Raw genomic sequence first — 24,822 nt, 5'->3', positions numbered from 1 at the left:
TGTTAAAACGCTAAATAAGACTGAACTAGAGAAGTGAACGAAGCGCCACTACGCAGTCGGATGGTGCTTCCCATCGCTGTTGTACCCAGATTTCTTTTATGAATATCCAGAGGTTGAAATCTCGGTACAAAGGCGAACGCTAACGCTTGTACAGCACCATTCCGCCCACTTCGTTCTCGTTCCACTTGGTTATTCTTTAGTCTCATAGTATCTAAGCGCTAAGTGGGTGCGTTTGTGTGTTAAAAATGCCACACAAACCAGCTTTAAAAATAGGGTGCTTTTAAGGCGGGCAGCAGCGTAGCGGTTCATTTGAATCTGGAGAAGCGAAGCGTTCGCCTTTGCCGTTGGATTCTTACCTTTAAAATTTAATTCAAAGAATCCCACGGCAACAGCGATCGTAAGATCAAATGAAACGCGAAGCGGTCTCCCCGCCTTAAACCACCATATTTTTTTAATAACACTCCAAATAAAGGACAGGTGAATTTGCATGGCTAACACACTGCTCAGTATTCAAGTAATCCCTAAAACTCCTAATAACGAGGACTCTTACCCGTATGTAGATAAGGCGATTGAGGTCATTCAGCGCTCCGGCGTCAAACATCAGGTGAATCCATTGGATACGACCATGGAGGGCGAGCTCGACGAGTTGCTGAAAGTGGTTAAAGAAATGCACGAGGCTTTGACGGAAGCGGGCAGTCCCAGCGTCATTTCACAGATCAAAATCGCACATAACCCACAAGGCATCAGCATGAACAAGCTGACCGAGAAATATCGCCCATGAATCCGAAAGGCAAGAACGCATCCTGGTGGAAAAGCGTATGGCCGCCCTTTGTGGCGGTCCTCTTCTTTTTAGCGGCCTGGCAGGGGGCGGTTTCCTATTTGCATGTTGAATCCTGGCTGCTGCCTGCTCCATCCCTCATCGTACAAGAGGGCCTGGCCCAGACGGCGCTGCTTGGTGCCCATACATGGGCTACGATTCGTCTGACACTTGCGGGATTCGCGATAGGGACAGCAACGGGACTGTTGATCGCCATCGTTCTTCATACAATTCCTTTTCTCAAATCCGCCCTGTATCCGCTGCTTATTCTGAGCCAAAACATTCCGATCATCGCTCTAGGGCCGCTGCTCATGGTGTGGTTTGGTTTTGGCGTGCTGCCCAAGCTGATGGTCATTACCCTAGTATGCTTTTTTCCCGTGGCTGTAGCGGCCATGGACGGGCTGACTCGAACAGACCGTACGATGATGAACTATATGCGGATGTCGGGTGCAAACCGCATGGCTATTTTTATGAAGTTGGAGCTGCCACATTCCCTGCCGCAAGTCTTTTCTGGCGTTAAAATTGCTGCTACCTATAGTGTGATGGGCGCGATCATTGCCGAATGGATCGGAGCTAGTGAAGGAATTGGATATTATATGCTGCTGCAAAAATCGGCCTATCGCACGGACCTCATTTTTGCCGCCATCGGCATTATTGTTGCACTCAGCTTACTCATGTTTGTGGTTATTTTACTACTGGAGAAATGGTTGGTTCGCTGGAAACCCGATCGAGAGTAGCTTCCTCCTTGAATTACATACAGCAAAGAAAGGACGTGGCGCGTATGAGTCTGCATCCGACTGACTTATCATCACACAACGTGGCTAATGAACAACGAACCGGGGAACAGCAGAGACGATCAACTGCCCCTCCTGCTTTGGAATTGGACGGGATCAGCCTTGCCTTCCGCGAAAAGCGAAGCCTACTGCCCGTACTGCAGGATGTATCCCTCACAGTCAAGCCAGGAGAATTCGTTTCCCTCATCGGTCCGTCAGGCAGCGGCAAAAGCACGCTGTTTCACATCATCGGCGGGCTACTCAAACCACAGCAGGGACGTATCCGTATGCACGGACGGGACATGACTGGTGAACGTGGGCATATCAGCTATATGCCGCAGCAGCCCGCCCTTTTCCCGTGGCGTACCACGCTGGACAACGTACTGCTCGGGCAGGAAAATGCTCCACGTAAAAATAAAGCAGTCCCCCCTCAGTACGCCAGTGAACGCGAGCGTCGCAAAGAAGCCTTGCAATGGCTCGAACAGGTTGGACTTGGTAAATTCGCCAAGGCGTATCCACATACGCTGTCTGGTGGAATGCAACAGCGCGCAGCCTTTCTTCGCGCACTGCTCAGCCCGCAGGAATTAATGCTGCTGGATGAGCCGTTCAGCGCACTCGATGCGCTGACACGTGCAGACATGCAGCAATGGTTATTACGGATGTGGGAAAAGAACCGCCGTTCTGTGCTGTTTATTACCCACAGCATTGAAGAAGCGTTGCTGCTCTCCGACCGCATCTATGTGCTGTCGGCGCGACCTGCTTCAGTGGTGCATGTCGTAGATGTCCCTTTTCCCCGCCCGCGTAGGGAAGAAATCACCCTCGATCCGCTCTTTATTGAATGGAAGCGGACCATGACCAGCTGGATGCGCGAGGAAAAACATAAACTGGACGGCGACATGGACACCACTGAAAGTGTCCGTAAAATTACCTCAGACGACGGGGTAAATCATTATGAATAATCTAAATAGGCTCTCTGCATTGAATTTGAACGCTTCCGCAATCGCTCCATTGATCGACGCGCATATTCATGTAGACAGCTACCCGCCCGAACAACAGGAGTTACTGCTCGCTTCACTTGCCAATAGCAGCGTCCAAGCCGTGATAGCCGTGTCGATGCATCTGGGCTCCAGCCGAGCCAATCTGCAGTTAGCCAAGCGTTACCCCGGGCTGGTACGACCAGCCTTTGGCTTTCATCCCGAACAGGCTCTCCCACCGCAAGCTGAGCTTGACCTCTTGTTCGACTGGATGGACGAACATGTACAGCAGATGGTCGCCGTGGGTGAAGTCGGCTTGCCCTATTACAATCGGCTGGAAGCCTCACAAAGCGGTTCACCTTTTGACCTCGCTCCGTACATAGTGCTACTAGAGCGCTTTATCCAGTTTGCAAGCAAGCATAACAAACCCATTGTCCTGCACGCCGTTTATGAGGACGCAGACATCGCCTGTGACCTTTTGGAACGTCATGGCATCACACAGGCGCATTTTCACTGGTTCAAGGGCTCTGCCGCCACGACCGAACGTATGGCCCGGAACGGCTATTATGTCTCCTTCACACCGGATCTCCTGTACGAAGAAGAGATCCGCAGTTTGGCAAGACAGTATCCGTCTGATCAGATCATGGCAGAGACAGATGGTCCCTGGCCGTTCGAGGGACCTTTTACTGGACAAGAGACACATCCCCGGATGACTGCCGACGTCATTCGCGCGTACAGCAAGCTGACCCATCAAGATGAATCTGCCGTCCGTCAATTATTTTATGAAAACACGAGACGCTTTTACTCACTATCTGATTGATAAAGGCATACCAGCTATTTACTGACTGGAAGGTTTACAACCACAACATGCAACCAAAGCAAAGAATCTCCTTATTTACGCGGGACTTCATCATGCGTAAATAAGGAGATTCTTGTATTTTCAAACGTATATAGCTCAAATACTACTTGTATTTTGCAGAGTTTTTTGTCGCTACTCAGCTTTTATTGCTTCAAGAAACCCTTCTGTTCCAAAAATGGCTTCAACTGCAAGCGTGCTGGTTCGGTCAGTCTCGCAGCCATTTGCTCAGACCATGGCGTAGAGCGTTGACCGCCCGTACGTTCCTTCAAATATTCCGCTGATGTGTGATCGTATACCTCTACAGCTTTCATCGTCTGATTTTTGTCGTAACCGTTCATATGCAAAACACCGGACAGTGGAAGACGTGGGCGCAAGCCCGTTTCCTGATCCGGTACACCAATACACATACCGAACACTGGATACACCAGCTCTGGCAACCCTAACAACTCAGATACCTCTGCTATTTTAGTACGAATGCCACCAATGTAGACTATACCCAGGCCCAGTGATTCAGCGGCTACCGCTGCATTCTGTGCAGCTAACGCGGCATCAATGGTCGCAACCGTATAATTTTCGACGGAACCTTCATAGGAAGGCTGACCTGGCTGATGGTGGAGCGTGACCTGCTTCAAACGATACAGGTCTGCGCACCATACCAGAAACGCAGGGCATTGCTCAACGTAAGCCTGCCCTCCTGCCAACTCGGCCAGTTTTGTTTTTAAAGAAGGCTCGGTAACGGCAATAACGGTATATGCCTGCACATTGCTGGACGAGGATGCCATTTGGCCAGCTGCCACAATAGCTGCGAGCTGCTCGTCGGTAATGGGGTCTGACTTGAATTTTCGCACAGACCGGTGGTTCATCAACAAGGAAATCGTATCATTCATGACTGCTTCACTCCTAATCCATAATATAAGCTCTTTATCTACTTCAAGCTGTGAGTATACGAAGAAGTTCTTGCATGCTTGCATGGCACTCCTACAAATATTATGGAACTTTCACGAATGATAAGCAACCTGACGTGATGAAAGTTGAATGGTTTTAAAAAACAAACACAACAAAAAGCAAGCACGCAGAAAACCAATTGTGCGTACTTGCTCCATACTCTGATAATAACTTTATCTCGCAACAGATGTCCGACAGCACGCTATCCTGCTAATACATCCATACATTCACAGCTTCACCCGTTGGAGACGCAGTGCATTCAGCACAACCGAAACAGAGCTAAATGCCATGGCTGCTCCCGCCAACCATGGGGCGAGGAAGCCCAAAGCGGCAATCGGAATACCGATCACGTTATAACCGAGCGCCCAAAACAGATTTTGCCGTATGTTTGTCATGGTCCGGCGGCTCATTTCGATCGCATCAGGAATGCTGTTCAGGTTGCCGCGCATGAGGGTAATATCCGCCGCCTCCATGGCCACATCCGTTCCCGTGCCCATCGCCATCCCAATATTAGCAGTAGCCAGTGCAGGCGCATCGTTAATACCATCTCCAACCATAGCTACGATCATGCCCTGCTCCTGAAGCCGTTTCACTTCTTCAGCCTTTCCTTCAGGCAGCACCTCCGCCAGCACTCGTTCAATTCCAGCCTCGGCGGCAACAGCCCGCGCAGTCCGTTCATTGTCACCCGTAATCATGATGACTTCAATGTTCATCGCGCGCAGACGGGTAACTGCCTCCCGTGAGGTTTCTTTAATCGTATCCGCCACGGCCACCAGTCCAGCATAGGAACCATCCACAGCAACAAGCATCGCGGTTTTGCCTGCGCTTTCCAGCTCATTCATATGCTGCTCAGCTGAGTCATCTATCGCGATGCCTTCCCTGCTCATCAATCGGCGTGTACCCGCCAATACCTGCTTACCTTCCACATGCGCCTTCACACCATAACCCGGAATATTTTCAAAATCTGTCGGTCCTACCAGCTCAATGCCTCGATCTGCAATCCCCTTTACAATGGCTTCCGCCAGCGGATGCTCTGAGCTTTTTTCTGCCGCACCGAGCAACCGCAGCAAATCCTTTTCAGCCATGCCGCTTACTCCAACCATAACATCCGTCAGCTCTGGCTTGCCATTCGTAACTGTTCCTGTCTTATCCAATACCACTGCGTTGACTGAACGGGTCATCTCCAAATGCTCGCCGCCCTTGAACAGAATACCGTATTCAGCGGCACGTCCCGATCCTGCCATAATGGACGTTGGAGTAGCCAATCCGAGCGCACAAGGACAAGCAATGACGAGAACTGCAATCATTTTCTCCAGTGAGCCTGCAAAATCAGTCGGCGTCACAATGAAAAACCAGACGATAAAGGCCAAAACAGCGATAGCAACAACAATGGGGACAAAAATACCGGAAATCTGATCCGCAATCCGCTGAATCGGGGCCTTGGAGTTTTGCGCATCTTCCACGACCTTAATAATGCGGGACAACGCCGTATCACCACCTACACGCTCAGCCTGGATACGTAGTACCCCGTTTTTATTGAGCGTCGCCCCTGTAACTGCGGAACCCGCTTCTTTTTCAACCGGAAGACTCTCACCACTTAACATGGATTCGTCCACTGCCGAACGTCCGTCCACGACCATACCATCGACAGGAATTTTCTCGCCGGGTCGTACAATAAAGATATCCTTCACACGTACCTGTTCGATCGGTATATCAAGCTCTTGTCCATCACGTACTACACGTGCCGTCGTCGCCTGTAGACTCATCAGGCTCTTGATCGCCTCGGACGAACGCCCTTTGGCTACCGCCTCAAACCATTTACCAACCAAAATAAGCGTAATTAGCACCGCACTTGTCTCGTAATACAGCTCTGGCATGGTCATGACAGGCATTCCCGCCATTCCCTCCATGACATCAGACGGACGCAGAGTAAGATACAAGCTGTAAAAATAAGCCGCAGACGTACCCAGTGCAACTAACACATCCATATTCGAACTGCCGTTACGAAGCGCTTTGTACGCGCCCACATAAAACTGCCAACCAATGACGAACTGAATCGGCGTTGTCAGCACTAGCTGGAACCATGGATTCAAAAACAGTTCTGGCACATAAATCCATGATGTAAAGGAAAAATGAGCCACCATCGCCCACAACAACGGAAATGACAGCACTGCGGACACAATCCACTTCCATTTTTTTCGATGGATATCCTTACTGCGCACATCCGCGATATTGTCCTCAGCGCTCTGCGGGATCGCTCCGTAGCCTAGCTGTTCAATCTTGCTCACCAGATCACCAACCGCAATACTCCCCGCTGCATATTCCACATGAGCTGTTTCCATCGCCAAATTTACCGTGGCACCTGTTACACCAGGCATCCGATTCAATCCCTTTTCAATCCGGGTTGCACAGGCCGCGCAAGTCATGCCCGTCACATTCAGATTGGCTTCTTCACTTACAGTTCCAAACCCAAGAGAAGCAATTTTATCGCGAAACTCAGGGATCTCCACCTGCTTGGGATCATAGGATATCGACGCCTGCTCCAAAGCCAAATTTACATTAGCCTGTGCTACACCATCTATTCGATTTAAACCTTTCTCAATACGGCTTGCGCAAGCGGCACAGGACATCCCCGTAATATGAAGCGTTGTCTGCTTGTCACCGTCGGTCGCACGGTTTTCCATGGTAATCCTCCTCCTATACCCCAGTGGGGTATATCATATCCAAAAAGAAAAAGCTTCTAATATGGAAGCTTCTCCTTCGAATCAAATCTGTTCACACATAAAGCATCTTCAACTTAAACAACATCATAGCCTTGGTCTTCAATGGCTGTTTTCAGAGCTTCAACGTTCAGCTTGGACTCGTCATATTCTACATTCACTTGCTTCGTTTTGAGGCTGACCTTGCCGGTAGCGCCAACTTTCTCCAAAGCCCCTTCTACTGCTTTCACGCAATGATTGCAGCTCATGCCTTCTACGTTCAATGTAACTTGTGCCATTTTCTTTTCCTCCTCAGGGATACTTCCGTACCCATAATGTGTATGATTACTACTCTTAACGGATTAGCTTTTTGACCGTAACCAGCAGCTCGTCAATCACTTCCTGCTCTCCTGCCTGCATGCGCTCAATGACACAGCTTTTCATATGCCCTTCCAGCAGCAGCTTACCGACACCATTCAGTGCGGACTGGACAGCCGCAATCTGGTTCAGTACATCGTCACAGTAGGTATCCTTCTCAATCAAGCCCTTAATTCCGCGAACCTGACCTTCAATACGGTTCAACCGGGATACGAGGCTGTTCTTGAACTCTGCCGAATGATGACTTTTTCTAACTGTCTTTTCCCCGTCTGTTCCACAGTGATTCTCATGGATTTCAGTGTGGGAAACAGGTTGCTCCTCAGCCATACATCAGCCTCCTGTGTGGTGTATATATGCATTTATGCATTTGTTATACCCTTATCATAATATACCCCCATGGGGTATGTCAACATTCTAGAAAAATGTCACTTTTTCGCCCTATTTTAAGCCTTCGCGCGTGCTTCCTTAGCAAGTACGACAAAGCTTAATAGCGCACCAACCTCGGCTATAGCTATAACGACCGCCATCGGTACGGGGGTTGTTCCACTCCCCAAGCCTACTAGCGGTGAAGCGATGGAACCAAGCAATAGAGGCAGCAAACCAAGCATGGCGGACGCACTGCCTGCGGAGCGCTGTTGACTCTGCATTGCCAATGAAGTCGTCGTTGTACTCACAATCCCTACGCAGGAAACGACAAAAAACAGAGGAACTAAAACAGCAAACAATTGGCCTCCAGTAAAGGCTACAGTAAGCAAGCTAATTCCGGCTACAGCCGCAATTACCAGACCCGACAAGAGTAACTGTCGTTCGCTGAAGCGACCCACGAGTCTACCCGTCAACTGCGAAAACAGTACAATCCCCAAACCATTCACTGCGAAAATGATGCTATACGTCTGAGGAGAAACCCCGAAAATATCCTGAAGCACGAATGGTGAGCCAGCGATATACGCGAACATCGCTCCTGTAATCAGCGCCTGTGAGAAGGCATAGCCCATAAAGCGTCGATCGGCAAACAAGTGACCGAGTGTTCCTAGCGTCTGCTTCAAGCCACCGGATGAGCGGCGGTTAGTTGGCAACGTTTCTGGCAAACCCAATACGACGGCAATCAGCATAGCCACGCCGACTACACAAAGCACCATGAATACACCACGCCAGGAAACAAAGTTCAAAATGACACCGCCCAGTACTGGTGCAGCAATTGGGGCCACGCCGTTCACCAGCATAAGCAGTGAGAAAAAACGTGTCAACTCTTTGCCCGAGTATAGATCACGGGCTACAGCTCTGGAAATCACGATCCCCGCCGACCCCGTAAGCCCTTGAATAAAGCGAAGCGCAATGAGCATACCGATATTCGGCGCAAACACACATAGCAGCGAAGCAGCAGCGTACAGAATGAGCGAAATCACCAGCGGTCCTCTGCGACCCCTTACGTCACTAAGCGGACCAGCAACAATCTGGCCAACGGCCAGTCCCAACAGACAGGCGGTTAAACTAAGCTGCGCCAGCGAAGTGGTCGTATGCAAATTGTCAGCTAATGTAGGCAGCGACGGCAAATACATATCTATGGACAACGGCCCAAAAGCACTTAATGCACCCAGGACAAAGGCAATCCATAATATTCGCGATTTAGTCATATCTGCGGCAACCATAACAGTATTGGATAACCGGTTCATAATAATAATCATCCTTTTCACAAAAATATAAATAATTACTTCAATATATCATGATATCACTCATTTCGTCTGGCTTCGAATAATTACACGCTAATCCGCAATTTTTTTTCAAAACTGCTATATATCAGGCAGGAATTTACCAATTTCAGGTCGAATTATACGGTAACCAAAACAAAAAATTTGTGGAATCTGGAGAATGATAATGGTCTATGATGGAGTGCTACTGGGTCTCATTGTAGGTCTGTTCAGAGGAGGCTGGCGGCAAGGTCTGATCCGTTTCAGTCAAATTCGCCTTATAGCCGGCTGGATGTTCCCCGTGCTGCTGCTGGTACAATTCATTATTTTTTATTTCCAGGAAAAGTGGGCTTGGTTAGCAGCCATTAACGGGTATCTATTTATGGGAGTCTACGTGGTTGGATTGATATTTCTCTGGTTGAACAGACATCATAAGGGATTCAAGCTTATTATAATCGGCGTATTGATGAATTTTATCGTTATGGCGGTGAATGGCGGCAGGATGCCGGTCTCGTTGAGCGCTTCGGAGGTGCTGGGTCCCTATTATACAGATATGCTTAAATCCGGAAGTGTCATCTCGAAACATTACATGATGGATGCGAGCACGCGTCTATCATTGCTTGGTGACATTATTCCTCTCTCCAAGCCCTATCCCCGCACGCAGGTAATTAGTATTGGAGATGTTGTCATGAACTTCGGGATGTTCCTGTTTATCCAAAGCATTATGGTCGTGAAGAGAACTAAGGATAAGCAGCAAGAAACCAATCCCCGCCACGCCTAGTGCACATCTTATTCCAAGGAAGGGAGGGAACCCTATGAAAAACTTGAAATACTCCCGTGTGATTATCAATGCTGTTATCGTAGCTTCTGTCATAATTGCTTTGACTTCCGGTTACAAAATCGGGGGCTAGTCACCGATAAGAAAAAAAGGAAGCACAGGCTCAACAAAACAGGCTGGATTCCGGCCTGTTTTTTCATGTGAAATTTTCGATTACAAAATTGTAAATTATCCCATTCACCCCTGGTAGCTTTGACATCAAGATACGACAAGGCAGGAGAAGAAATGATGAGTATAATAAAAAAGCTGCAAGAACGGGTTACCGCGACGGGAATATATGTGTTTTTCATATGTTTGGCAGGCGTGATCGTCCTCCTGTATACGAACCAATGGTCTTTTTTGCACTATACGACAACAGAGTGGGTCACGATCTATTCCCTGTTGGGAGCAGTTCTGATTCTGGAGCATTTTACATTCCAGCTACCACCGGCCAGTAACAAACAGTCCATGGATTCCTCCGTGTATCTGGCTTGTATTTTTGTGCATGGCACCGAAATTGCTATTCTGATTTTGTTGTTAAATGTAATCATTGCCATGTTCCGGCACACAGAGCTGTCCTGGTGGAAGCATACCGCCAATTTTTCCATTTACGCCCTTTCCATTTTCCTGTCTTCAACAGTATTTGAACTAAGCGGCGGAACGCAGGGGGCTTTAAACCAAGATCATTTCGCTTCCTACCTGCTGGCGTTGATTTGCTACTTTGCGGTGAACACCATCACACTGGGCATCTACTTTTATATCGCATACAAAGGGTCCTTCAATGAGCTTAAACAGGCTTTTTTGGCTGAATCCCTGCTCGTATACTTATGTACACTCATTCTGTCTTTGGTATTGACTACACTGATTTATAACAACGGCATTTTAGGACTTTTGCTGTTCCTTGGGCTAAGCATGCTCCTGTCTCACGCATTCAAGCAAATGTTCACGCTGTATCGGGAAATCGAAGAAAAAGCGAACATGGATCGCAGAACAGGGCTATACAATCACAGCTACTTCGAAAATACACTTGAAGCTGAATTAAATATATCCAGATCCGAGAATACTCCTCTCAGTCTGGCGCTGATTGATATTGATGATTTCAAAAAATACAATGATCATTTCGGTCATCTTAAAGGCGATCAGCTACTGGGATTTCTCGGTGAGTTTCTTAAAAAGGAAACCTCCGGCACCCACATCACCGTATCACGCTATGGTGGAGAAGAATTCACCCTGCTTATGCCCGGTCATACCGCTGAACAAGCATATGAAACAGTCAATGCTATTCGAAAAAGATTAAATGATTCTCGTTATGAGGGTGTTGAAATTTTTCCACACGGCTGTCTGTCCTTCTCCGCAGGTATTGCACAAAGCCGCATTGACATCTACGACAAATCACAGCTGGTCGATCTGGCGGATAAAGCCCTGTACTACGCCAAGAAACAGGGCAAAAACATCGTTCATACGCACGGAAGTTTAAATGAAGTGGAGCGCGAGGTTGATCTGGGGCAGGATATTCGTGATCTTGAGCAACAGCTTAATTTGTTCTTGTACAAGGATATTAACACCTTCAAGCATTCCAAACGGGTATTCAGATATGCAGCAGACATGAGCGATGTGCTTCAGCTCGGACCGGAGGATAAGCGACGTTTCATACTAGGCGCCCTCATTCATGACATTGGTAAACTGGAGATTCCCTGGAATATCCTCAATAAAAAAGAGAAGCTGTCCGGTGAGGAATGGCAGATGGTGCAAGCGCATGTCATGTGGGGCAAACGTATTGTCGAAGCCAACGAACGATTCATAGATTTGGTTCCTTTTGTGGAGCTGCATCATGAACGTTTTGACGGAGGAGGCTATCCATTTGGCTTTAAGGGCGAGCAAATTCCACGTTTATGTCGGATGCTGACGATCATCGACTCTTTTGACGCGATGACAACCGAGCGCCCCTATCAACCCACCAAAACGTTCGAGGAGGCCATTGAAGAACTACGTGCTTGCTCGGGTAGCCAATTCGATCCCAAACTAACGGCTATTTTTATCCATTATATTCAACATAAGCAATCTGCTTTCACGGATCTCATGGAAACAGGGCTCTAGTTCCTTCATAGGCTCTTCCTCTTTGCCCCTAGCGTGGTTGAAATCGTACTGAATTCAACCACGCTAGGGGTTTTCATATGATTGGCATTTTGTATAATGCTTATTATTTCAAATTTCATATAAATGTCATAATTCGCTCCATCTATTCACGCTATATGCACTATGATTAAGATAGGAAGGGGTTTGTCCGTATAAAATGTTACAAATGGGGATATCCTCGCTTCAAGTAATCGAGAGAAGGTGACTTCACAGGCATGTTGTACCTGTCCAGACCAGCCCGTGTGGCTTGTCTTTTATTGCTGTGTCTCCCCCTTCTGATCCTGTTTCCTCACTCTTCGTGGGCTCATGCATTTGTCATTGAATCCAGTCCGACCGAAAATCAGGTTTTGGACAAGTCGCCTTCTCAGGTGACCATCACCTTCAATGAAGATTTGCAATCTGCCTTCATGTCGATCAAAGTGACCGATGAAACAGGCAAGCGGGTCGACACAGGAAAAGCACAGCTTGACCCGAATCACAAAGCCACCATGGAAATTCAATTGGTTCCAGGGATGAAAAATGGAATTTACTCCGTCAATTGGAGAGCTTTATCCGCAGACGGACATCCGGTTAATGGAGTTATTCCATTTCAAGTGGGCAGTGGTTCCAATGCGCCTACCCATCAAGCTACCGCACCTGAAGGCTCAGGGACATCACGAATCGACTTAATCGCTGTCCGTTGGTTTCTTTACATAGGACTATCGCTGCTTTTTGGAGCGATTTGTTTCCGGCTGTTCATCTTACCGAGCATAAGCCAAGACAAGAATCAAAGTGAACAGCATAAGCAAAATCAGCGGCCCTTTGAAACATTGCCCCGCTGGACTAAGCTGCTATGGAGCGGCTACGGCATAACGTCTGCCGCCATTCTGATCAGCCTGCCACTTCAGGCTTCATGGGATGCCGGAGTTTCCATCAGGGAGGGCTTCTCACTCCCGATTCTCGGAGAAGCTCTCCAGTTTACTGGAGCCGGACAAATTTGGTTTATCCAGATGATTCTCGTGCTGCTCCTAAGCGTAACGCTGATTTACGCGCTGGATTACAGCATTTCGAATCGCCAGCGCCGTCTTTGGGGCTACAGCTCAGCTCTCCTAACGCTATGCCTCATGCTGTCCAAAGCCTTTGTCGGCCATCCGGCAGCGGCTACGCATCCAGCTCCAGCCATTGCGGCGGACTTCGTCCATCTCGCGGCAGCAACCTTTTGGATCGGCTCACTTGCCGTCATGGTCGTGTGCCTGCCGGTTGCCGGAGCAGAGTTGCCCGTATCCGAGCGGGCAACTCTGCGACAAGCCGCCTTGCGCCGCTTCGCCGGCTGGGGCATTGCGATGGTGGCAGCGTTACTCGCCACCGGTATATATGGAGCCGTGCTGTACATTCCGGCTCCCTCCATGCTGCTGAACACGTCCTATGGACTCGTTCTGCTCGGCAAAGCAGCGCTGCTGCTAGTCATGCTGGCCTTCGCGGCCAGCCAGTTCCGCAGCGCACGGCAAGCGGCGGCGAGCAAGCGAGCCGCTGGGGGATTGCGTGCCGAGTTGTCCGTCGGCCTGCTCGTGATGCTGTTGACCGCGGTGCTCACTCACCTGTCACCCGGCCAGGCACCTGCTATACCGTTTGAGGAGACTCGCACTACGGGCGGATACAACGTTACGCTCGCAGTCAGCCCCAATGCTGTGGGCAGCAATGAATTTAAGGTATCCGTTCAGGATAGCAAGGGTGCTGCCGTTTCAGGAATCCAGCAGGTTACATTAACGCTCACTCCAGCAGACCCTGACCAAGACCAACAGGAATTTGTTCTACCCGTGAAACAGCAACAGCCATTCCGCAGTCAGGAATTGATGACCTCCGAAGGAACATGGGCCGTAAAAGTACATGCTCTGACGGCATCACTCGATGCCGTTGATGCTGAATTCACCCTGCATGTAGGCGGTAAAAAATAATTATTTTATACTTAAAAGGAGCGAAATGAATATGAATACAACGATTCAAACAGCAAAATCCAGATTTTCCAGGTTTGCAACCTCTGTGGGTCTAATTGCGGCGGGTGCCTTACTTTTTGCAGGTATGGCCAGTGCACATGTGACAGTTAAGCCTTCTGTTTCACAACCTAATGCGTGGGAAACGTACACATTGAAAGTACCCGTGGAAAAAAACATTCCAACCACCAAAGTCGCCTTGAAAATTCCGAAAGAGGTCGTTTTCAAACAATACGAGCCTGTACCGGACTGGAAGGTAGCCACCGAAAAAGACAGCTCTGGCAAAGTAACCACCGTGACCTGGACGACTGAAAAAGACGGAATTCAAGCGGGTCAGTATCAGCGTTTCAGCTTTGTAGCGCAAAATGCAGACCAGAATACCGCAGCAGCCTGGGACGCCTTCCAATACTACAGTGACGGAAGTATCGTGGAATGGACAGGCGACGAAGGAAGTAACAATCCTCATTCTATTACCGAAATCACGGCGGATGCCACGTCCGCAACTCCTGCCCCTGCCGCAGACAACGGACACGATTCGGCGGGTACGGCAGCAGGTCACGCGAGTACAGATACAACTAAAGATAGCAGCAGCACCGCACCTGCTTCCAACAATGCTGTAGAAGCTGCACCTGCCGCTTCTGTTCCAGCCAGCTCTGTTGCACAAACGACAGCACTTGTCCTCTCGATCATTGCAGTCGTTCTTGGTGCCGCAGCTGTCGGCATTGCACTCAAGCGCCGCAAGTAATCTGGGTTACGTATAAAGTTAAGATCGTTTTAAAAAGAAAAAGCTGACACCTAGTTAAAGGGGTCAGCTTTTTTTGTATGAAAGAAAACGATTAATATTCAGCTTTAATACATACTCAGATTCATCTCATCCTATTATTTCACATTCACCTTTCTATCATTTTTTTGGTAAAATGGTAGAACCCTCACGATTCTAACATGATAGCATTGCAATCTATTGAGCATAGGAGATCATAGGATGAAAATCGTAAATAAGGCTCTGTTATCTAGTGCTATTTTTCTGAGTACCGCAGCGGGCTTCTATAGCCCTTTGGCACAAGCCGAGACCGGTAAGATCAGCATTATGCTGGACGGATATCCATTACCGTTCCCCGTACAACCTGCCATGATGAACGGCACGACCATGGTTCCCTTTCGCGCTATTTCTGAGGCTCTTGGCATTACAGTGAAATGGGATCAAGCCAGCCAAAGCATCACTGCTACCAAGGCGCAAGGCTCTGCTACCAAGCAGGTGGTTCTAAAGATGGGTAGCCGCAATGCCACAGTGGACGGACAAACGGTTCAACTAACAGCCGCTCCGCAAACCGTGCACGGCAGCACGATGATTCCGCTGGGCTTTTTCGGGCAGCAGTTTGGAGCCACGGTGAACTGGAACCAGGGAACACGGACGGTCTCCATTACATCGCCACGTGAAGCTATGTATACAGTAGGCTTCTATGCGCTGTCTTCCTTTGACCAAAAATCCAAAATACCGGATTTTAACGCAGTTGCCTTCGGCTGGAGTCGAATTGATACGAACGGACAATTTACGACAAACGGCAAGGAATACAAATGGCCTCAAGCCGCTGGAACCGTAACACCGGAGTCCATTGTGCAGGAGGCAGACAGCCAGGGGACTTCCCCTTACCTGATGGTCTATTCCGGAGATGGCAATCACGAGCTGACCAAGGTTTTGGAAAATGCGCAGCTTCAAGAACAAACCATTTCCCAAATCGTCAGCACCGCCACCGACAAACAATTTAAAGGCATTACGCTAGACCTGGAAGGATTGGGCTGGAGCGGCGATAAAGCCAAAGCGCGTTCAGACTACAACGCCTTTATTAAAAAGCTATCGGCCAAAGCGCATCAGACCGGGCTCAAGCTCACCGTCGTTCTGCATCCGCTGAACAGCTCTTACTCTGGCTATGACTACAAAACGCTGGGCAATCTGGCGGACGATCTGATCATCATGGCCTATGATTACGGACAAAAGGCTACGCCTGAGCCTTTGGATAAAGTGGATGAAGCCATACAACTGGCCTTGAAGGAAACCTCGCGGGACAAGCTCATTTTGGGGATTTCGATGGGTAGTGAAAAAGATAGCACCGTTAACGCCAAGATCGGTTTAGCCAAACGTTATGACCTCAAAGGAATCGCTATCTGGCGCTTGGGCATCATTGGAGAAACGACCTGGGCGCAGATGAACGAAGCCATCGAGTTTAAATAAGTGTACCTGACCTTATTCCGCCCGCTAATGATTTCTTATGCGTCTTCTATAGAAATCATTTGGCGGGCTTTCTTTATGCCCTTTAACAAAAGTGCTTGCCTGATTTGGAAGTTGTCGTCACAGGCTCGCAACCCTGTTCTCCATAGAAGATCCCCCAGTCTCTCATAAAATCCAGCAACGGCCTTAACGTATCTCCCAACGGGGTAAGCGAGTATTCCACACGCGGTGGGTTCTCATTATAAATTTCACGGTGCACAATGCCATCTTTCTCCAATTCGCGCAACTGCAAGGTTAGCATCCGCTGGGTAATATTAGGCAAGGTCCGTCGAATTTCGTTATAGCGCCGCGGTCCTGTGGTCAAATGATACAAGATGACTCCCTTCCATTTGCCGCCTATAACCCCGACGGTTTTCGCTACCGGACATCCAAAATTAACGCTTACTGCATGTTCCATCTCCTGTGCCATGTATACCCCTTCTTTCTGTAGAATGTGTAAACCAATAGCCCCAGACGTATGACAAGGAACAAATATGTGCGTACTTGTTCCCTGCAAAAACTTTCTATATGATAACTATATATTCGATATTAGCTCTCATTATAGTAGCAGAAAACCCATAGAGTACCAACTAAACCCATACCAAAAGGAGTACATTTTATGTCTAATACATCAGCTAAAAAACAAGAAATTCTGGACGCCTTTCTGTTCAGGCACGCCACGAAAGAATTCGATCCCAATCGCATCATACCAGAAGAGGATTTTCAGTTCATTCTCGAAACCGGGCGACTTTCTCCAAGCTCCGTTGGTTTTGAACCATGGCAGTTTGTAGTTGTACAAAATCAGGCATTGAGAGAAAAGCTGGCTGCAGTTTCCAGCGGCGGTCAAAAGCAGATTCCTGCGGCTAGCCACGTCGTCCTGATTTTGGCGCGCAAGGATGTTCGTTATGATTCTCCTTACGTGGAGTATATGTATAAAGAGGTTAAAGGTATGTCTGAGGAAGACTTTGCCTCACTGCCGGGTCGCTATAAGATTTTCCAGGGTGAAAATCAACGCTTACTGGAAAACGAACGTACGTTATTTGACTGGGCTTCCAAGCAAACCTACATTGCCTTAGGCAATATGATGACAGCGGCGGCTCAGATCGGTATTGATTCCTGTCCAATTGAGGGCTTTAACTACGATCAGGTGCATGCCATTTTGGAGGAAGAAGGACTGCTGGAGAACGGGCTGCTCGATATTTCAGTCATTGCTGCCTTCGGTTATCGCGCTCATGAACCCAAGCGGGAAAAATCCAGACAACCACTGGAAAAGGTCACCCGCTGGATTCTGTAATCTAATATCCCGAGTCTCTCCCCCAAACACTGAACACTGAAGCATCAAAAAAACGGGCTTGCGGCACTTCATCTGAATGATGAACATACCGCAGCCCATCTTTTTTAGGTCACTTCAATCTCTATTAAAATACCCTTGGAAGCCAGGTTATCCAGGCACTCCTTCATATACTCATCGTCATGCTCCACATATGCACCCGCGCCTGCCAGTTCCTCACCCAGCTCCGCCTCCCAAGGCTCACACTGCTTACCGCGATACAACGGCTGTTCCCATAGTGGATCAACATTGTACCCTCTGCTTTTCATTTCGTCCATAATGAGCCTATGATAGCGCACCAGCAGCATGGGGTGATTATCGAACACATAATTCACGGTGGCGTGTGGCTTGCCCCATCCATTCCCACGCAGGGCACAGCACTCACGATGTTGCCCCAGCAGTTGCGGACGGGGTAACTTGTCGATTAAATGTTCATGCCAAAGCCTCATGCTTCCACAACCCTATCTGTAGCTTTTTCTGGTCTATTGGATTAGCATACGGATACCTGTCAGCACAATGCCGATCAGGAAGCCTGTAACTGCGCCGTTAATACGTATCCACTGCAAATCCTGTCCCAGTTTGTCCTCCATCAGTGCAATCAGGGATTTGTTATCCATTTTGTCTACATTTTCGCGTACCAAGTTACCAATTCGACTATGGTTGGCTTCCACCAGTCCAGTAATACCTTCCACAATTCGCACATTGATCTTGTCCAGCAGCTCGGTATTCCCTCTTAAATCAGTCAGCATCCGATCCAATAGCGGTAAAATATAGGTCTGCACATAGCTTCCGTCTTCCATGTAGTCCAATAAGCGTATACGCAGTTCTTCCATTTTGCCCAGCACTGACGCATCGCCTTCCCAGGCTTCAACAAGGCTATCCTTCCAGCCGTTCAACCCTTCCTGAACCGTATCTTTCGTCGCCAATCGGGTCACCTGTGTTCTCAGACCATCCAGCACAGCCTGACGGCGCGGGTGCTCTTCTCTTTGCAGTTCTGCTACCTGATCCAGCAGGAAATGACGAATCATTTCACCCATACGCTCTTCGTTCAGATAGCCGAGGAATGCGTTCAAGGCAAACTGCATCAGCCCACTCACCTGCAAACCGCTAACAGCCTGCATCCCTAAGGTCCCCAGCGTATAACCCGTTTCGGGTCGCAAAAGCCAGGACTCGGCTTGCTCCAGCGTGTAATCCAGTGCGCGGCGATCATAGCCCTTCTCGCTGGTTTGACGAGCAAGCGCCTCCAGCAGCGGTCCGGCGTCAAAGTCAGTCACCTGCCGCTTGAGCTCTGCCACGATGACCGGAGCCAATTCCGCGAGCGGGAGCGACCGGACGAGACGCTTGGCAAGAACATCTATGGATGCCGCTGCCTCCGGCGTGCGCATTCCTTTTTCCACACCGCCCAGCACCAAATCGGCCAAACGAATATCTGCAATTTTAGACGCAATGCTGTCTTTGTTTAGTAGGTTATTTTCCACGGTACTCACCAATGCATTCGTGAGCTTGTCCCTATTTTTAGGAAGCAGCGCTGTATGTGGTATCGGAATGCCTAGCGGATGACGGAACAAAGCAGTGACAGCGAACCAGTCTGCCAGTCCACCTACAAGTCCTGCCTCAAAAGCTCCGGCTAATAAACGAGCCCAGCCATATTGCTGGAAGGGCAATGTGGCTGCAAAGCCCGCCCCCAGAATAACGAGCGACCAAGCCGCTGCGGTTTTCGTATTTTTTGGTTTTCCCATCCAGTAATCCTCCAAACTGACTATCGAGTAAGTAAAGCACTATACCTGTATTACCCATCATATCATTGCCCGTGTCATTTCCAAAGTCGAAAGCACTTTTGATGAAACGCGCAAGGGCACTTTTTGCGTAATTTTTTATGCATATATCTCTCTTTTTTACATTCATGTTTGTGAACAAAATCACAGTATTGGGCCCAAACTCTTATTTTCAATAATAAGCCTTACGAACCATTTTAACGGAACCAAGTCCCATTTTTTTTAAACCGAAAGGAGAAGTGAACAAGAAAGTTGAATGGGCATAAGATACCTTTTTTCAGTCCCATTTTGGTATTTGACCTCAGAAAGGATTTGAATCCATGATAACCCCAGATTCTTTCAACAGCATTCGACTTTTTCTTATGGATTATCAAGTTAAATATCCATAAAAAGCGAGACTCCCATAAAGCTCACACACATAATTTGATATATAGACATATTTGTTGTGATAAAATAAACTTTTATAAATAGGAAATCATGTTTAATCAGCCATTATATATTGGTAAATCAAACCAAGATATGCTAGATAAAATTGCTTTTTTGTAAAGGAATTGAATATGACAACAGACCAAAAAAACAACGTGGGCTTCTGGAATGGCGATCCGGTCGTAATTGTACGCACTCCCTCCGCTTTTGCCAAGCAATCCCTTTTATATATTCAGGAATTAGGCTACTTCCAAAAAACTTCTGCTTTTACGATGGAAAGGAAAGAACTTGCCTCTTTTTTGCTTGTCTTTACGTTGTCTGGTAAGGGAGAATTACTGTACCGGGACAAGAAATATATCTTAAAACCTCAAGATTTGTTCTTTATTAATTGCGAGGAATATGTTCAATACAGCACCTCCGGTCATGAATCCTGGGAGTATATCAGCCTGTACCTGTATGGCAACCTGATCGAAAATTTTTACGAACAATTTGCCAAGCATAATAAACCGGTCATTTCCATGCATAACCCGTATATTATATTGGATAAGCTCCATGCTCTGATTTGCGGGCAGTCTGACAGAAGTCTTTCCGCTGAGCTACTAACGTCCAGGCTTATTGGTGAAATACTGACGTGCATTTTGCAGCATCCCTATGATCATCCGCATGTGAATGCTGAAACCCTCAGCGAAGTACGCCGGGTACAGCAATATTTGGATCAGTCCTACTGTGAGCGAATAACACTGGACTCGCTGGCAGAAATGTTTGAATTAAACAAGTTTAATCTGGCTAAAAATTTCAAAAAGCAGATCGGTTTCTCTCCGATTGATTATCTCATCAATGTCCGTATCACAGCCGCTCAAAGCTGGCTTAAAACCAGTGACATGTCCATTGTGGATATCGCAAGGTACGTAGGGATTCCCAATACGAGCCATTTTATTAACCTATTCAAGGAGCATGTAGGAGAAACACCTCATTCCTTCCGCAAAAAATGGGGGAACCGTTCCAAGTTGTAAATGAGAGGTTACATGAAATCAGTTTGATAGATGATAGACGCACAAGCTATTCAAGTTAATGGCAAAACTGTCGAAAGGCAGTGACGCAAAACTATAGGGCCTTCCTATCCGGATGGCAGCCAGCTACCAGATGAACGAGCTTTTTATTATGTCTTTTTTACATAGATCCATCACAAATTGCTATGCCTCTCTCGAAGAAAGCCCTGATCGCTATGATCAGGGCTTTTTTTCTATTGGGATAGTCATGTCAGCCTAGCATGCTGAATATACTAATTTCGAACTAGGAGGAGGGAAGGAAAAAAACATAACCGCCGAAGCATTGCCATATTACGATGAATAGGAGAATCACTTGGAGCATGAGAACAAAAATAAATGTAATGATCATTGCCTTATTGCTCATTGTCCAAAGCTTTTTCAGCGCAACGCTGGCTTACGCAGATGCTCCAGCCCCAGAACTGCCGCAGAGTGCTGTATCCGATCCTACACATACCGTTACGGATGCTGTATACGTTGTCCCAAACCTTGAACCCCCTAGGGAGATTCCTTCAAACACGGTCCCCTTCGTTCAAGGAGCAGCCAGTTCAAAGTCTCAACATGATGCAGCCCCGCAGAGCATACTAACGAAGTTGAGCCTGACCGACGAAACAGGGCGTGTCATTGATGCGGTTTATAGTCCCGGCAGCCAATTCGACATCGGATCAGCCATCCAACTAGGCTATGAATGGGAGCTACCTGACAATACCTATAAGTCAGGGGACACCTTCACCTTTCATTTACCAGAACAGTTTGTCATCTACTCTGATATCTCATCTCCGTTAGTCACTACCGACGGAACCGTGGGATACTTCACAGTAGATCGTCAGGGCAAGGTTATCATGACCTTTAACCAATATGTAGAGAATCACTCCAATGTCAGCGGCAAACTACAAGTTAAAACCGAGTTTACGAAAGAAACGGTGAAAGGCAGTACAGAGATCATCATTGCGATTCCAATCAAAGGCGGGGTGCAAACGGTCATCGTGAATGTAAAACCCCAGTCAGGGCCAACCCTAAGCAAACAAGGGAAAATAGCTGGCACAAACCAGATCGACTGGACCATTGATGTGAACAAACAGCTAAACACCGTAAAGCATGCCCTCATTACCGATCCCATTCCTTCAGGGCTGGAACTCAGAAGAGACTCTATCCGGCTCTATCATCTACAAATCAATATCGACGGCTCGACCGTTGTTCGAGACCTAGTAAAAGCGAGTGAATATGCCATTGAAGCAGATCAAGCCGGGACAGGGTTTGTGATTCGTTTTCAAGACGATAGCATTAACACGGCCTATCAGATTCAATATTCCACGCGTATTATTGGCGACGAAACACGTTTTTCCAACACAGCGACGCTTTCAGGAGATGCGATAGAGAACGTTGCTGCTACCGCTACTGTTCAGGTGGAACGTGGTGAATTCTTGTCCAAAAAGGTTGAGAAATATGATCATGCCACACAAACACTCTCGTGGGCCATAAGATATAACTTCGGCGAGACAAAAATCCCCGAAGCCAAAGCTCTTTTAATTGATCATTTCAACAAAACTCAAGAATTGCTGCCCGGTTCTTTGAAAGTATTTAAGGGAAACACACTGGAGGAACTCCCATCGTGGGCGTATACTGTCGTCCCAGTTGATTATCCGGACCGCAACGGCTTCAAACTTCAATTCAACTTCGACGTAGATTCAGCCTATACCATCCGATACCAGACTCAAGCCAGAGGCCGTGTCTATGAAAATGAAAAAGTTATAAACATCATAACTTCAGATGGAACGCAGAAGATCGTATCGACGGAAATCATAAGCGGAGTTATGACTAAAATGTATGACACACCCAATTACAACACCAAAATCATACCTTGGGTGATTACCATCAATACAGACTTGTACACCATGAAAAATATTGTCATTCAGGATGTGTTTCCAAACGGGGGCTTGGCCTTGTTACCGGACACCCTGAAAATTCAAAGTGTTGACGGAACAACGGAGCTACGTGCGCCCACGGATTATGAACTGGTTCCGCTATCACAGGACTATAAACAAGGATTTACGCTCATTTTTCATAAAGCCATTCAGAAGGCTTATACAATCAAGTATTCAACCACCTATAATAATGACTGGAAAACGGATACGACGAAGCCTGAGTTTCGTAATAAATCCCTTATAGAATACCAGTTTGAAAACGGAGAAAGATCATCGCAAGACGTGGAGTGCCCGATCTGGCCGGACTTTATGACACAACGAAACGGTGCCAAGCAAGGAAGCTATAATGCGACCTCCAAGCTCATTACCTGGGACATTAAAGCTAACTACAACCGCAAGATTCTGAATCACGCGGAAGTGAGAGACCCCTTGTTGCAAGGTCAGAAGTTACTGCCCGCCTCCGTAAAAGTATACGATATGACCTTGCTAGGATGGTGGGATGGTGTACAAAAGGGGGCTGAAATCCCAGCAGATCAATACACCATTATTCCTCCCTCCGAGCAAAATGGTAATGAATTGCGTATCCAGTTCAAAAATAAGATACAGACTCCCTACTGGATTACCTTTCAAACTTCATTGGAAGGAGAACTGATTGAAAAGGAAATTCACAATCAAGCCCTTCTACTGGATGGACAAAAAACAGTCTCCGAATGGGCAGCGCAAGTCGCGGTACCTCATGGCGGAGAATATGTATCTAAAGTCGGTACACAAAACGGAAATAAGATCGACTGGAGCATCCGCATCAATGAAGGACAGTCCCATGTATCCAACACTAAAATTATAGATCAGCCTAGCAACAATCAAATCCTAATTGAGGATTCCTTTCATTTGTACTCTACAATCATCGCTGCCAACGGAAATACAACCAAGGGCACCGAGTTGATTAGAAACCAAGATTACAAACTGTATATCAAGACAGACGCTCAAGGTCATCAAACTTTTGAACTTACTTTTGCCAAGGATATTTCCACTGCTTTTATACTTGAATACCAATCGTTCATTCATGCTGAGGACAAAGCCAAGGTGAGTAACAAGGTTGCCTTTGAGGGGGATCGTTTGACGACAGAACTGCGGGAAACCAGCCAGGAAATCATCGTGCGAACGTCTTCCGGCTCCGGTTCTGGCGGAGGTGTGACCGAAAGTCTTGAGCTGACCAAGGTAGATCAGGATAGGCCTGACAAGGTACTGCCTGGCGCACAGTTTGCGCTCTATGATAAAGGTCAAAAAAGAGCCCCGCTCATTCAGACCACCAATGCGGAAGGCAAAATCATCTTTTCCTCCTTGCTTCATGACGATTACATCTTGGAAGAATTGGCAGCACCGGAGGGCTATAAAGTCACCGAGGGCAAGCTCGAGATCAAAATAGACGCAACACTGCGACAAAGCTCTGGCGTAAAGAGGGTTGTGATCACCAATCGTAAAGAAAAGAAAAACGACCCTGAACCACCTGTAGACCCGGGAACTCCAACAGACCCCACGAATCCCTCAGGACCAGGAACGCCTACTCATCCAGACCCTTCACCCCCGTCCGGAGGCTCAGGTAAAAAACATGACAAAGATCCGGAAATACCCGATACGCCGTCTATAACCGTTCCTCCGTCATTGCCAAAGTCTCCGGAGGACATAGTCCCTCCACAGGAGGAACCTGCGCCTATACCGCCGGAGCCGGAGCCGCCAGCCGTTATACCTCATCAAGATCCTCCTCCGGTGGATTCGAAAGACGATCCCGAACCTAAGATCCGTCTCAAGGTTCCGGGAAAAGAACCTGAAGAGCCGGAGGATACACCTGCGGTACATCAATTGCCCCAAACAGGTGAAAGCAGCCCCGTTCCGTTCTATTTGACAGGCATAGCGTTGGTTATGTGGGGCGTATTTTTGAAATTCAGACGAACAAACAAAAAATAAAACCGATCACCTGCCCTGATCTCCCGACTCATT

At 47.8% G+C, this 24,822-nt stretch carries 22 protein-coding genes and 1 riboswitch; of the genes, 12 read left to right on the top strand and 10 right to left on the bottom strand.

From position 1 onward, the window contains the following. Positions 1 to 2: 2 nt before the first annotated feature. Together KAI36_RS02180 and KAI36_RS02175 are read right to left on the bottom strand one after the other, a co-directional pair. On the bottom strand, positions 3 to 185 hold the full coding sequence (locus KAI36_RS02180) for a hypothetical protein (RefSeq protein WP_143109560.1): 183 nt from the start codon (positions 183 to 185) through the stop codon (positions 3 to 5). A gap of 4 nt (positions 186 to 189) precedes the next feature. Next, positions 190 to 489 carry a hypothetical protein gene (locus tag KAI36_RS02175; RefSeq protein ID WP_220026801.1) on the bottom strand — a complete coding sequence of 100 codons (300 nt, stop codon included), beginning with the start codon at positions 487 to 489 and terminating at the stop codon, positions 190 to 192. Here KAI36_RS02175 and KAI36_RS02170 point away from each other — a divergent pair. The 4 genes from KAI36_RS02170 to KAI36_RS02155 are packed head-to-tail and all read left to right on the top strand — an operon-like array spanning position 488 to position 3,384. Beyond that, positions 488 to 781, top strand: coding sequence for an MTH1187 family thiamine-binding protein (locus tag KAI36_RS02170; protein WP_016818835.1), 294 nt, complete (start codon positions 488 to 490; stop codon positions 779 to 781). The two genes, KAI36_RS02175 and KAI36_RS02170, sit on opposite strands and share 2 nt — an antisense overlap. Next, positions 778 to 1,554, top strand: coding sequence for an ABC transporter permease (locus tag KAI36_RS02165; protein ID WP_220026800.1), 777 nt, complete (start codon positions 778 to 780; stop codon positions 1,552 to 1,554). The genes KAI36_RS02170 and KAI36_RS02165 overlap by 4 nt, the downstream gene beginning before the upstream one ends. A gap of 44 nt (positions 1,555 to 1,598) precedes the next feature. Beyond that, entirely contained in the window at positions 1,599 to 2,549 is a 951-nt protein-coding gene (locus KAI36_RS02160; protein WP_220026799.1) for an ABC transporter ATP-binding protein, read from the top strand. Next, entirely contained in the window at positions 2,542 to 3,384 is an 843-nt protein-coding gene (locus KAI36_RS02155) for a TatD family hydrolase (RefSeq protein WP_220026798.1), read from the top strand. Before KAI36_RS02160 ends, KAI36_RS02155 begins: the two co-directional genes overlap by 8 nt. A 182-nt stretch (positions 3,385 to 3,566) precedes the next feature. Here the strand turns inward: KAI36_RS02155 and nfsA are convergent, their stop codons facing one another. The 5 genes from nfsA to KAI36_RS02130 all read right to left on the bottom strand — a co-directional run bounded on the left by nfsA (position 3,567) and on the right by KAI36_RS02130 (position 9,118). Continuing rightward, positions 3,567 to 4,310 (bottom strand): oxygen-insensitive NADPH nitroreductase, encoded by a 744-nt coding sequence (gene nfsA, locus KAI36_RS02150; protein WP_023986699.1) that lies wholly within the window; start codon positions 4,308 to 4,310, stop codon positions 3,567 to 3,569. Between the two features lie 285 nt (positions 4,311 to 4,595). Then, positions 4,596 to 7,052, bottom strand: coding sequence for a heavy metal translocating P-type ATPase (locus KAI36_RS02145; protein WP_220026797.1), 2,457 nt, complete (start codon positions 7,050 to 7,052; stop codon positions 4,596 to 4,598). Positions 7,053 to 7,165: 113 nt separating this feature from the next. Beyond that, on the bottom strand, positions 7,166 to 7,366 hold the full coding sequence (locus tag KAI36_RS02140; RefSeq protein ID WP_220026796.1) for a copper ion binding protein: 201 nt from the start codon (positions 7,364 to 7,366) through the stop codon (positions 7,166 to 7,168). 55 nt (positions 7,367 to 7,421) lie between these two features. Further along, positions 7,422 to 7,772: a metal-sensitive transcriptional regulator gene (locus KAI36_RS02135; protein WP_103046733.1), complete on the bottom strand. Its 351-nt coding sequence runs from the start codon at positions 7,770 to 7,772 to the stop codon at positions 7,422 to 7,424. Positions 7,773 to 7,888: 116 nt separating this feature from the next. Next, positions 7,889 to 9,118: a multidrug effflux MFS transporter gene (locus KAI36_RS02130; protein WP_071639294.1), complete on the bottom strand. Its 1,230-nt coding sequence runs from the start codon at positions 9,116 to 9,118 to the stop codon at positions 7,889 to 7,891. Between the two features lie 202 nt (positions 9,119 to 9,320). Here KAI36_RS02130 and KAI36_RS02125 point away from each other — a divergent pair, with 202 nt between their 5' ends. The 5 genes from KAI36_RS02125 (at position 9,321) to KAI36_RS02105 (ending at position 16,286) form a co-directional block, all read left to right on the top strand. Further along, positions 9,321 to 9,914, top strand: coding sequence for a DUF5317 domain-containing protein (locus tag KAI36_RS02125; protein WP_025723384.1), 594 nt, complete (start codon positions 9,321 to 9,323; stop codon positions 9,912 to 9,914). A 282-nt stretch (positions 9,915 to 10,196) separates the two neighbouring features. Then, a complete protein-coding gene (locus KAI36_RS02120) occupies positions 10,197 to 12,047 on the top strand; it encodes a bifunctional diguanylate cyclase/phosphohydrolase (protein ID WP_220026795.1) in 1,851 nt (616 codons plus the stop codon). A gap of 254 nt (positions 12,048 to 12,301) precedes the next feature. Continuing rightward, entirely contained in the window at positions 12,302 to 14,020 is a 1,719-nt protein-coding gene (locus KAI36_RS02115; RefSeq protein WP_220026794.1) for a copper resistance CopC/CopD family protein, read from the top strand. 31 nt (positions 14,021 to 14,051) lie between these two features. Then, complete coding sequence (locus tag KAI36_RS02110; protein WP_220026793.1) at positions 14,052 to 14,801, top strand: YcnI family copper-binding membrane protein; 750 nt, start codon at positions 14,052 to 14,054, stop codon at positions 14,799 to 14,801. A gap of 237 nt (positions 14,802 to 15,038) precedes the next feature. Next, a complete protein-coding gene (locus tag KAI36_RS02105) occupies positions 15,039 to 16,286 on the top strand; it encodes a stalk domain-containing protein (protein WP_220026792.1) in 1,248 nt (415 codons plus the stop codon). Between the two features lie 82 nt (positions 16,287 to 16,368). On the opposite strand, the gene KAI36_RS02100 is transcribed toward KAI36_RS02105, so the two are convergent. Beyond that, positions 16,369 to 16,752 carry a winged helix-turn-helix transcriptional regulator gene (locus KAI36_RS02100; RefSeq protein WP_076294527.1) on the bottom strand — a complete coding sequence of 128 codons (384 nt, stop codon included), beginning with the start codon at positions 16,750 to 16,752 and terminating at the stop codon, positions 16,369 to 16,371. Positions 16,753 to 16,941: 189 nt separating this feature from the next. Between KAI36_RS02100 and KAI36_RS02095 the strand changes: the two genes are divergently transcribed. Beyond that, on the top strand, positions 16,942 to 17,616 hold the full coding sequence (locus KAI36_RS02095) for an NAD(P)H-dependent oxidoreductase (protein WP_028541224.1): 675 nt from the start codon (positions 16,942 to 16,944) through the stop codon (positions 17,614 to 17,616). Positions 17,617 to 17,720: 104 nt separating this feature from the next. On the opposite strand, the gene KAI36_RS02090 is transcribed toward KAI36_RS02095, so the two are convergent. Both KAI36_RS02090 and KAI36_RS02085 read right to left on the bottom strand, forming a co-directional pair. After that, a complete protein-coding gene (locus KAI36_RS02090; RefSeq protein ID WP_220026791.1) occupies positions 17,721 to 18,101 on the bottom strand; it encodes a TIGR02328 family protein in 381 nt (126 codons plus the stop codon). Positions 18,102 to 18,134: 33 nt separating this feature from the next. Next, entirely contained in the window at positions 18,135 to 19,391 is a 1,257-nt protein-coding gene (locus KAI36_RS02085) for a DUF445 domain-containing protein (protein ID WP_220026790.1), read from the bottom strand. Between the two features lie 593 nt (positions 19,392 to 19,984). Between KAI36_RS02085 and KAI36_RS02080 the strand changes: the two genes are divergently transcribed. Then, complete coding sequence (locus KAI36_RS02080; RefSeq protein WP_220026789.1) at positions 19,985 to 20,866, top strand: AraC family transcriptional regulator; 882 nt, start codon at positions 19,985 to 19,987, stop codon at positions 20,864 to 20,866. 50 nt (positions 20,867 to 20,916) lie between these two features. Then, positions 20,917 to 20,997, top strand: a riboswitch (cyclic di-GMP riboswitch). A gap of 225 nt (positions 20,998 to 21,222) precedes the next feature. Next, positions 21,223 to 24,789 carry an LPXTG cell wall anchor domain-containing protein gene (locus KAI36_RS02075; RefSeq protein ID WP_220026788.1) on the top strand — a complete coding sequence of 1,189 codons (3,567 nt, stop codon included), beginning with the start codon at positions 21,223 to 21,225 and terminating at the stop codon, positions 24,787 to 24,789. Positions 24,790 to 24,822 lie beyond the last annotated feature (33 nt).

The sequence above is a fragment of the Paenibacillus sp. S02 genome (genome assembly GCF_019454065.1).
Lineage (GTDB): Bacteria > Bacillota > Bacilli > Paenibacillales > Paenibacillaceae > Paenibacillus > Paenibacillus polymyxa_B.
This window is presented reverse-complemented; position numbering and strand designations above follow the sequence as displayed.

Bases quoted from the DNA above. Each gene is read 5' to 3' on its own strand.
- KAI36_RS02120 (WP_220026795.1), top strand. From the start codon at position 10,197: ATGATGAGTATAATAAAAAAGCTGCAAGAACGGGTTACCGCGACGGGA.
- KAI36_RS02160 (WP_220026799.1), top strand. From the start codon at position 1,599: ATGAGTCTGCATCCGACTGACTTATCATCACACAACGTGGCTAATGAA.
- KAI36_RS02115 (WP_220026794.1), top strand. From the start codon at position 12,302: ATGTTGTACCTGTCCAGACCAGCCCGTGTGGCTTGTCTTTTATTGCTG.
- KAI36_RS02140 (WP_220026796.1), bottom strand. From the start codon at position 7,366: ATGGCACAAGTTACATTGAACGTAGAAGGCATGAGCTGCAATCATTGC.
- KAI36_RS02095 (WP_028541224.1), top strand. From the start codon at position 16,942: ATGTCTAATACATCAGCTAAAAAACAAGAAATTCTGGACGCCTTTCTG.
- KAI36_RS02175 (WP_220026801.1), bottom strand. From the start codon at position 489: ATGCAAATTCACCTGTCCTTTATTTGGAGTGTTATTAAAAAAATATGG.
- KAI36_RS02090 (WP_220026791.1), bottom strand. From the start codon at position 18,101: ATGAGGCTTTGGCATGAACATTTAATCGACAAGTTACCCCGTCCGCAA.
- KAI36_RS02155 (WP_220026798.1), top strand. From the start codon at position 2,542: ATGAATAATCTAAATAGGCTCTCTGCATTGAATTTGAACGCTTCCGCA.
- KAI36_RS02125 (WP_025723384.1), top strand. From the start codon at position 9,321: ATGGTCTATGATGGAGTGCTACTGGGTCTCATTGTAGGTCTGTTCAGA.
- KAI36_RS02170 (WP_016818835.1), top strand. From the start codon at position 488: ATGGCTAACACACTGCTCAGTATTCAAGTAATCCCTAAAACTCCTAAT.
- KAI36_RS02145 (WP_220026797.1), bottom strand. From the start codon at position 7,052: ATGGAAAACCGTGCGACCGACGGTGACAAGCAGACAACGCTTCATATT.
- KAI36_RS02105 (WP_220026792.1), top strand. From the start codon at position 15,039: ATGAAAATCGTAAATAAGGCTCTGTTATCTAGTGCTATTTTTCTGAGT.
- KAI36_RS02075 (WP_220026788.1), top strand. From the start codon at position 21,223: ATGAGAACAAAAATAAATGTAATGATCATTGCCTTATTGCTCATTGTC.
- KAI36_RS02085 (WP_220026790.1), bottom strand. From the start codon at position 19,391: ATGGGAAAACCAAAAAATACGAAAACCGCAGCGGCTTGGTCGCTCGTT.
- KAI36_RS02130 (WP_071639294.1), bottom strand. From the start codon at position 9,118: ATGAACCGGTTATCCAATACTGTTATGGTTGCCGCAGATATGACTAAA.
- KAI36_RS02110 (WP_220026793.1), top strand. From the start codon at position 14,052: ATGAATACAACGATTCAAACAGCAAAATCCAGATTTTCCAGGTTTGCA.
- KAI36_RS02080 (WP_220026789.1), top strand. From the start codon at position 19,985: ATGACAACAGACCAAAAAAACAACGTGGGCTTCTGGAATGGCGATCCG.
- KAI36_RS02135 (WP_103046733.1), bottom strand. From the start codon at position 7,772: ATGGCTGAGGAGCAACCTGTTTCCCACACTGAAATCCATGAGAATCAC.
- nfsA (WP_023986699.1), bottom strand. From the start codon at position 4,310: ATGAATGATACGATTTCCTTGTTGATGAACCACCGGTCTGTGCGAAAA.
- KAI36_RS02100 (WP_076294527.1), bottom strand. From the start codon at position 16,752: ATGGCACAGGAGATGGAACATGCAGTAAGCGTTAATTTTGGATGTCCG.
- KAI36_RS02165 (WP_220026800.1), top strand. From the start codon at position 778: ATGAATCCGAAAGGCAAGAACGCATCCTGGTGGAAAAGCGTATGGCCG.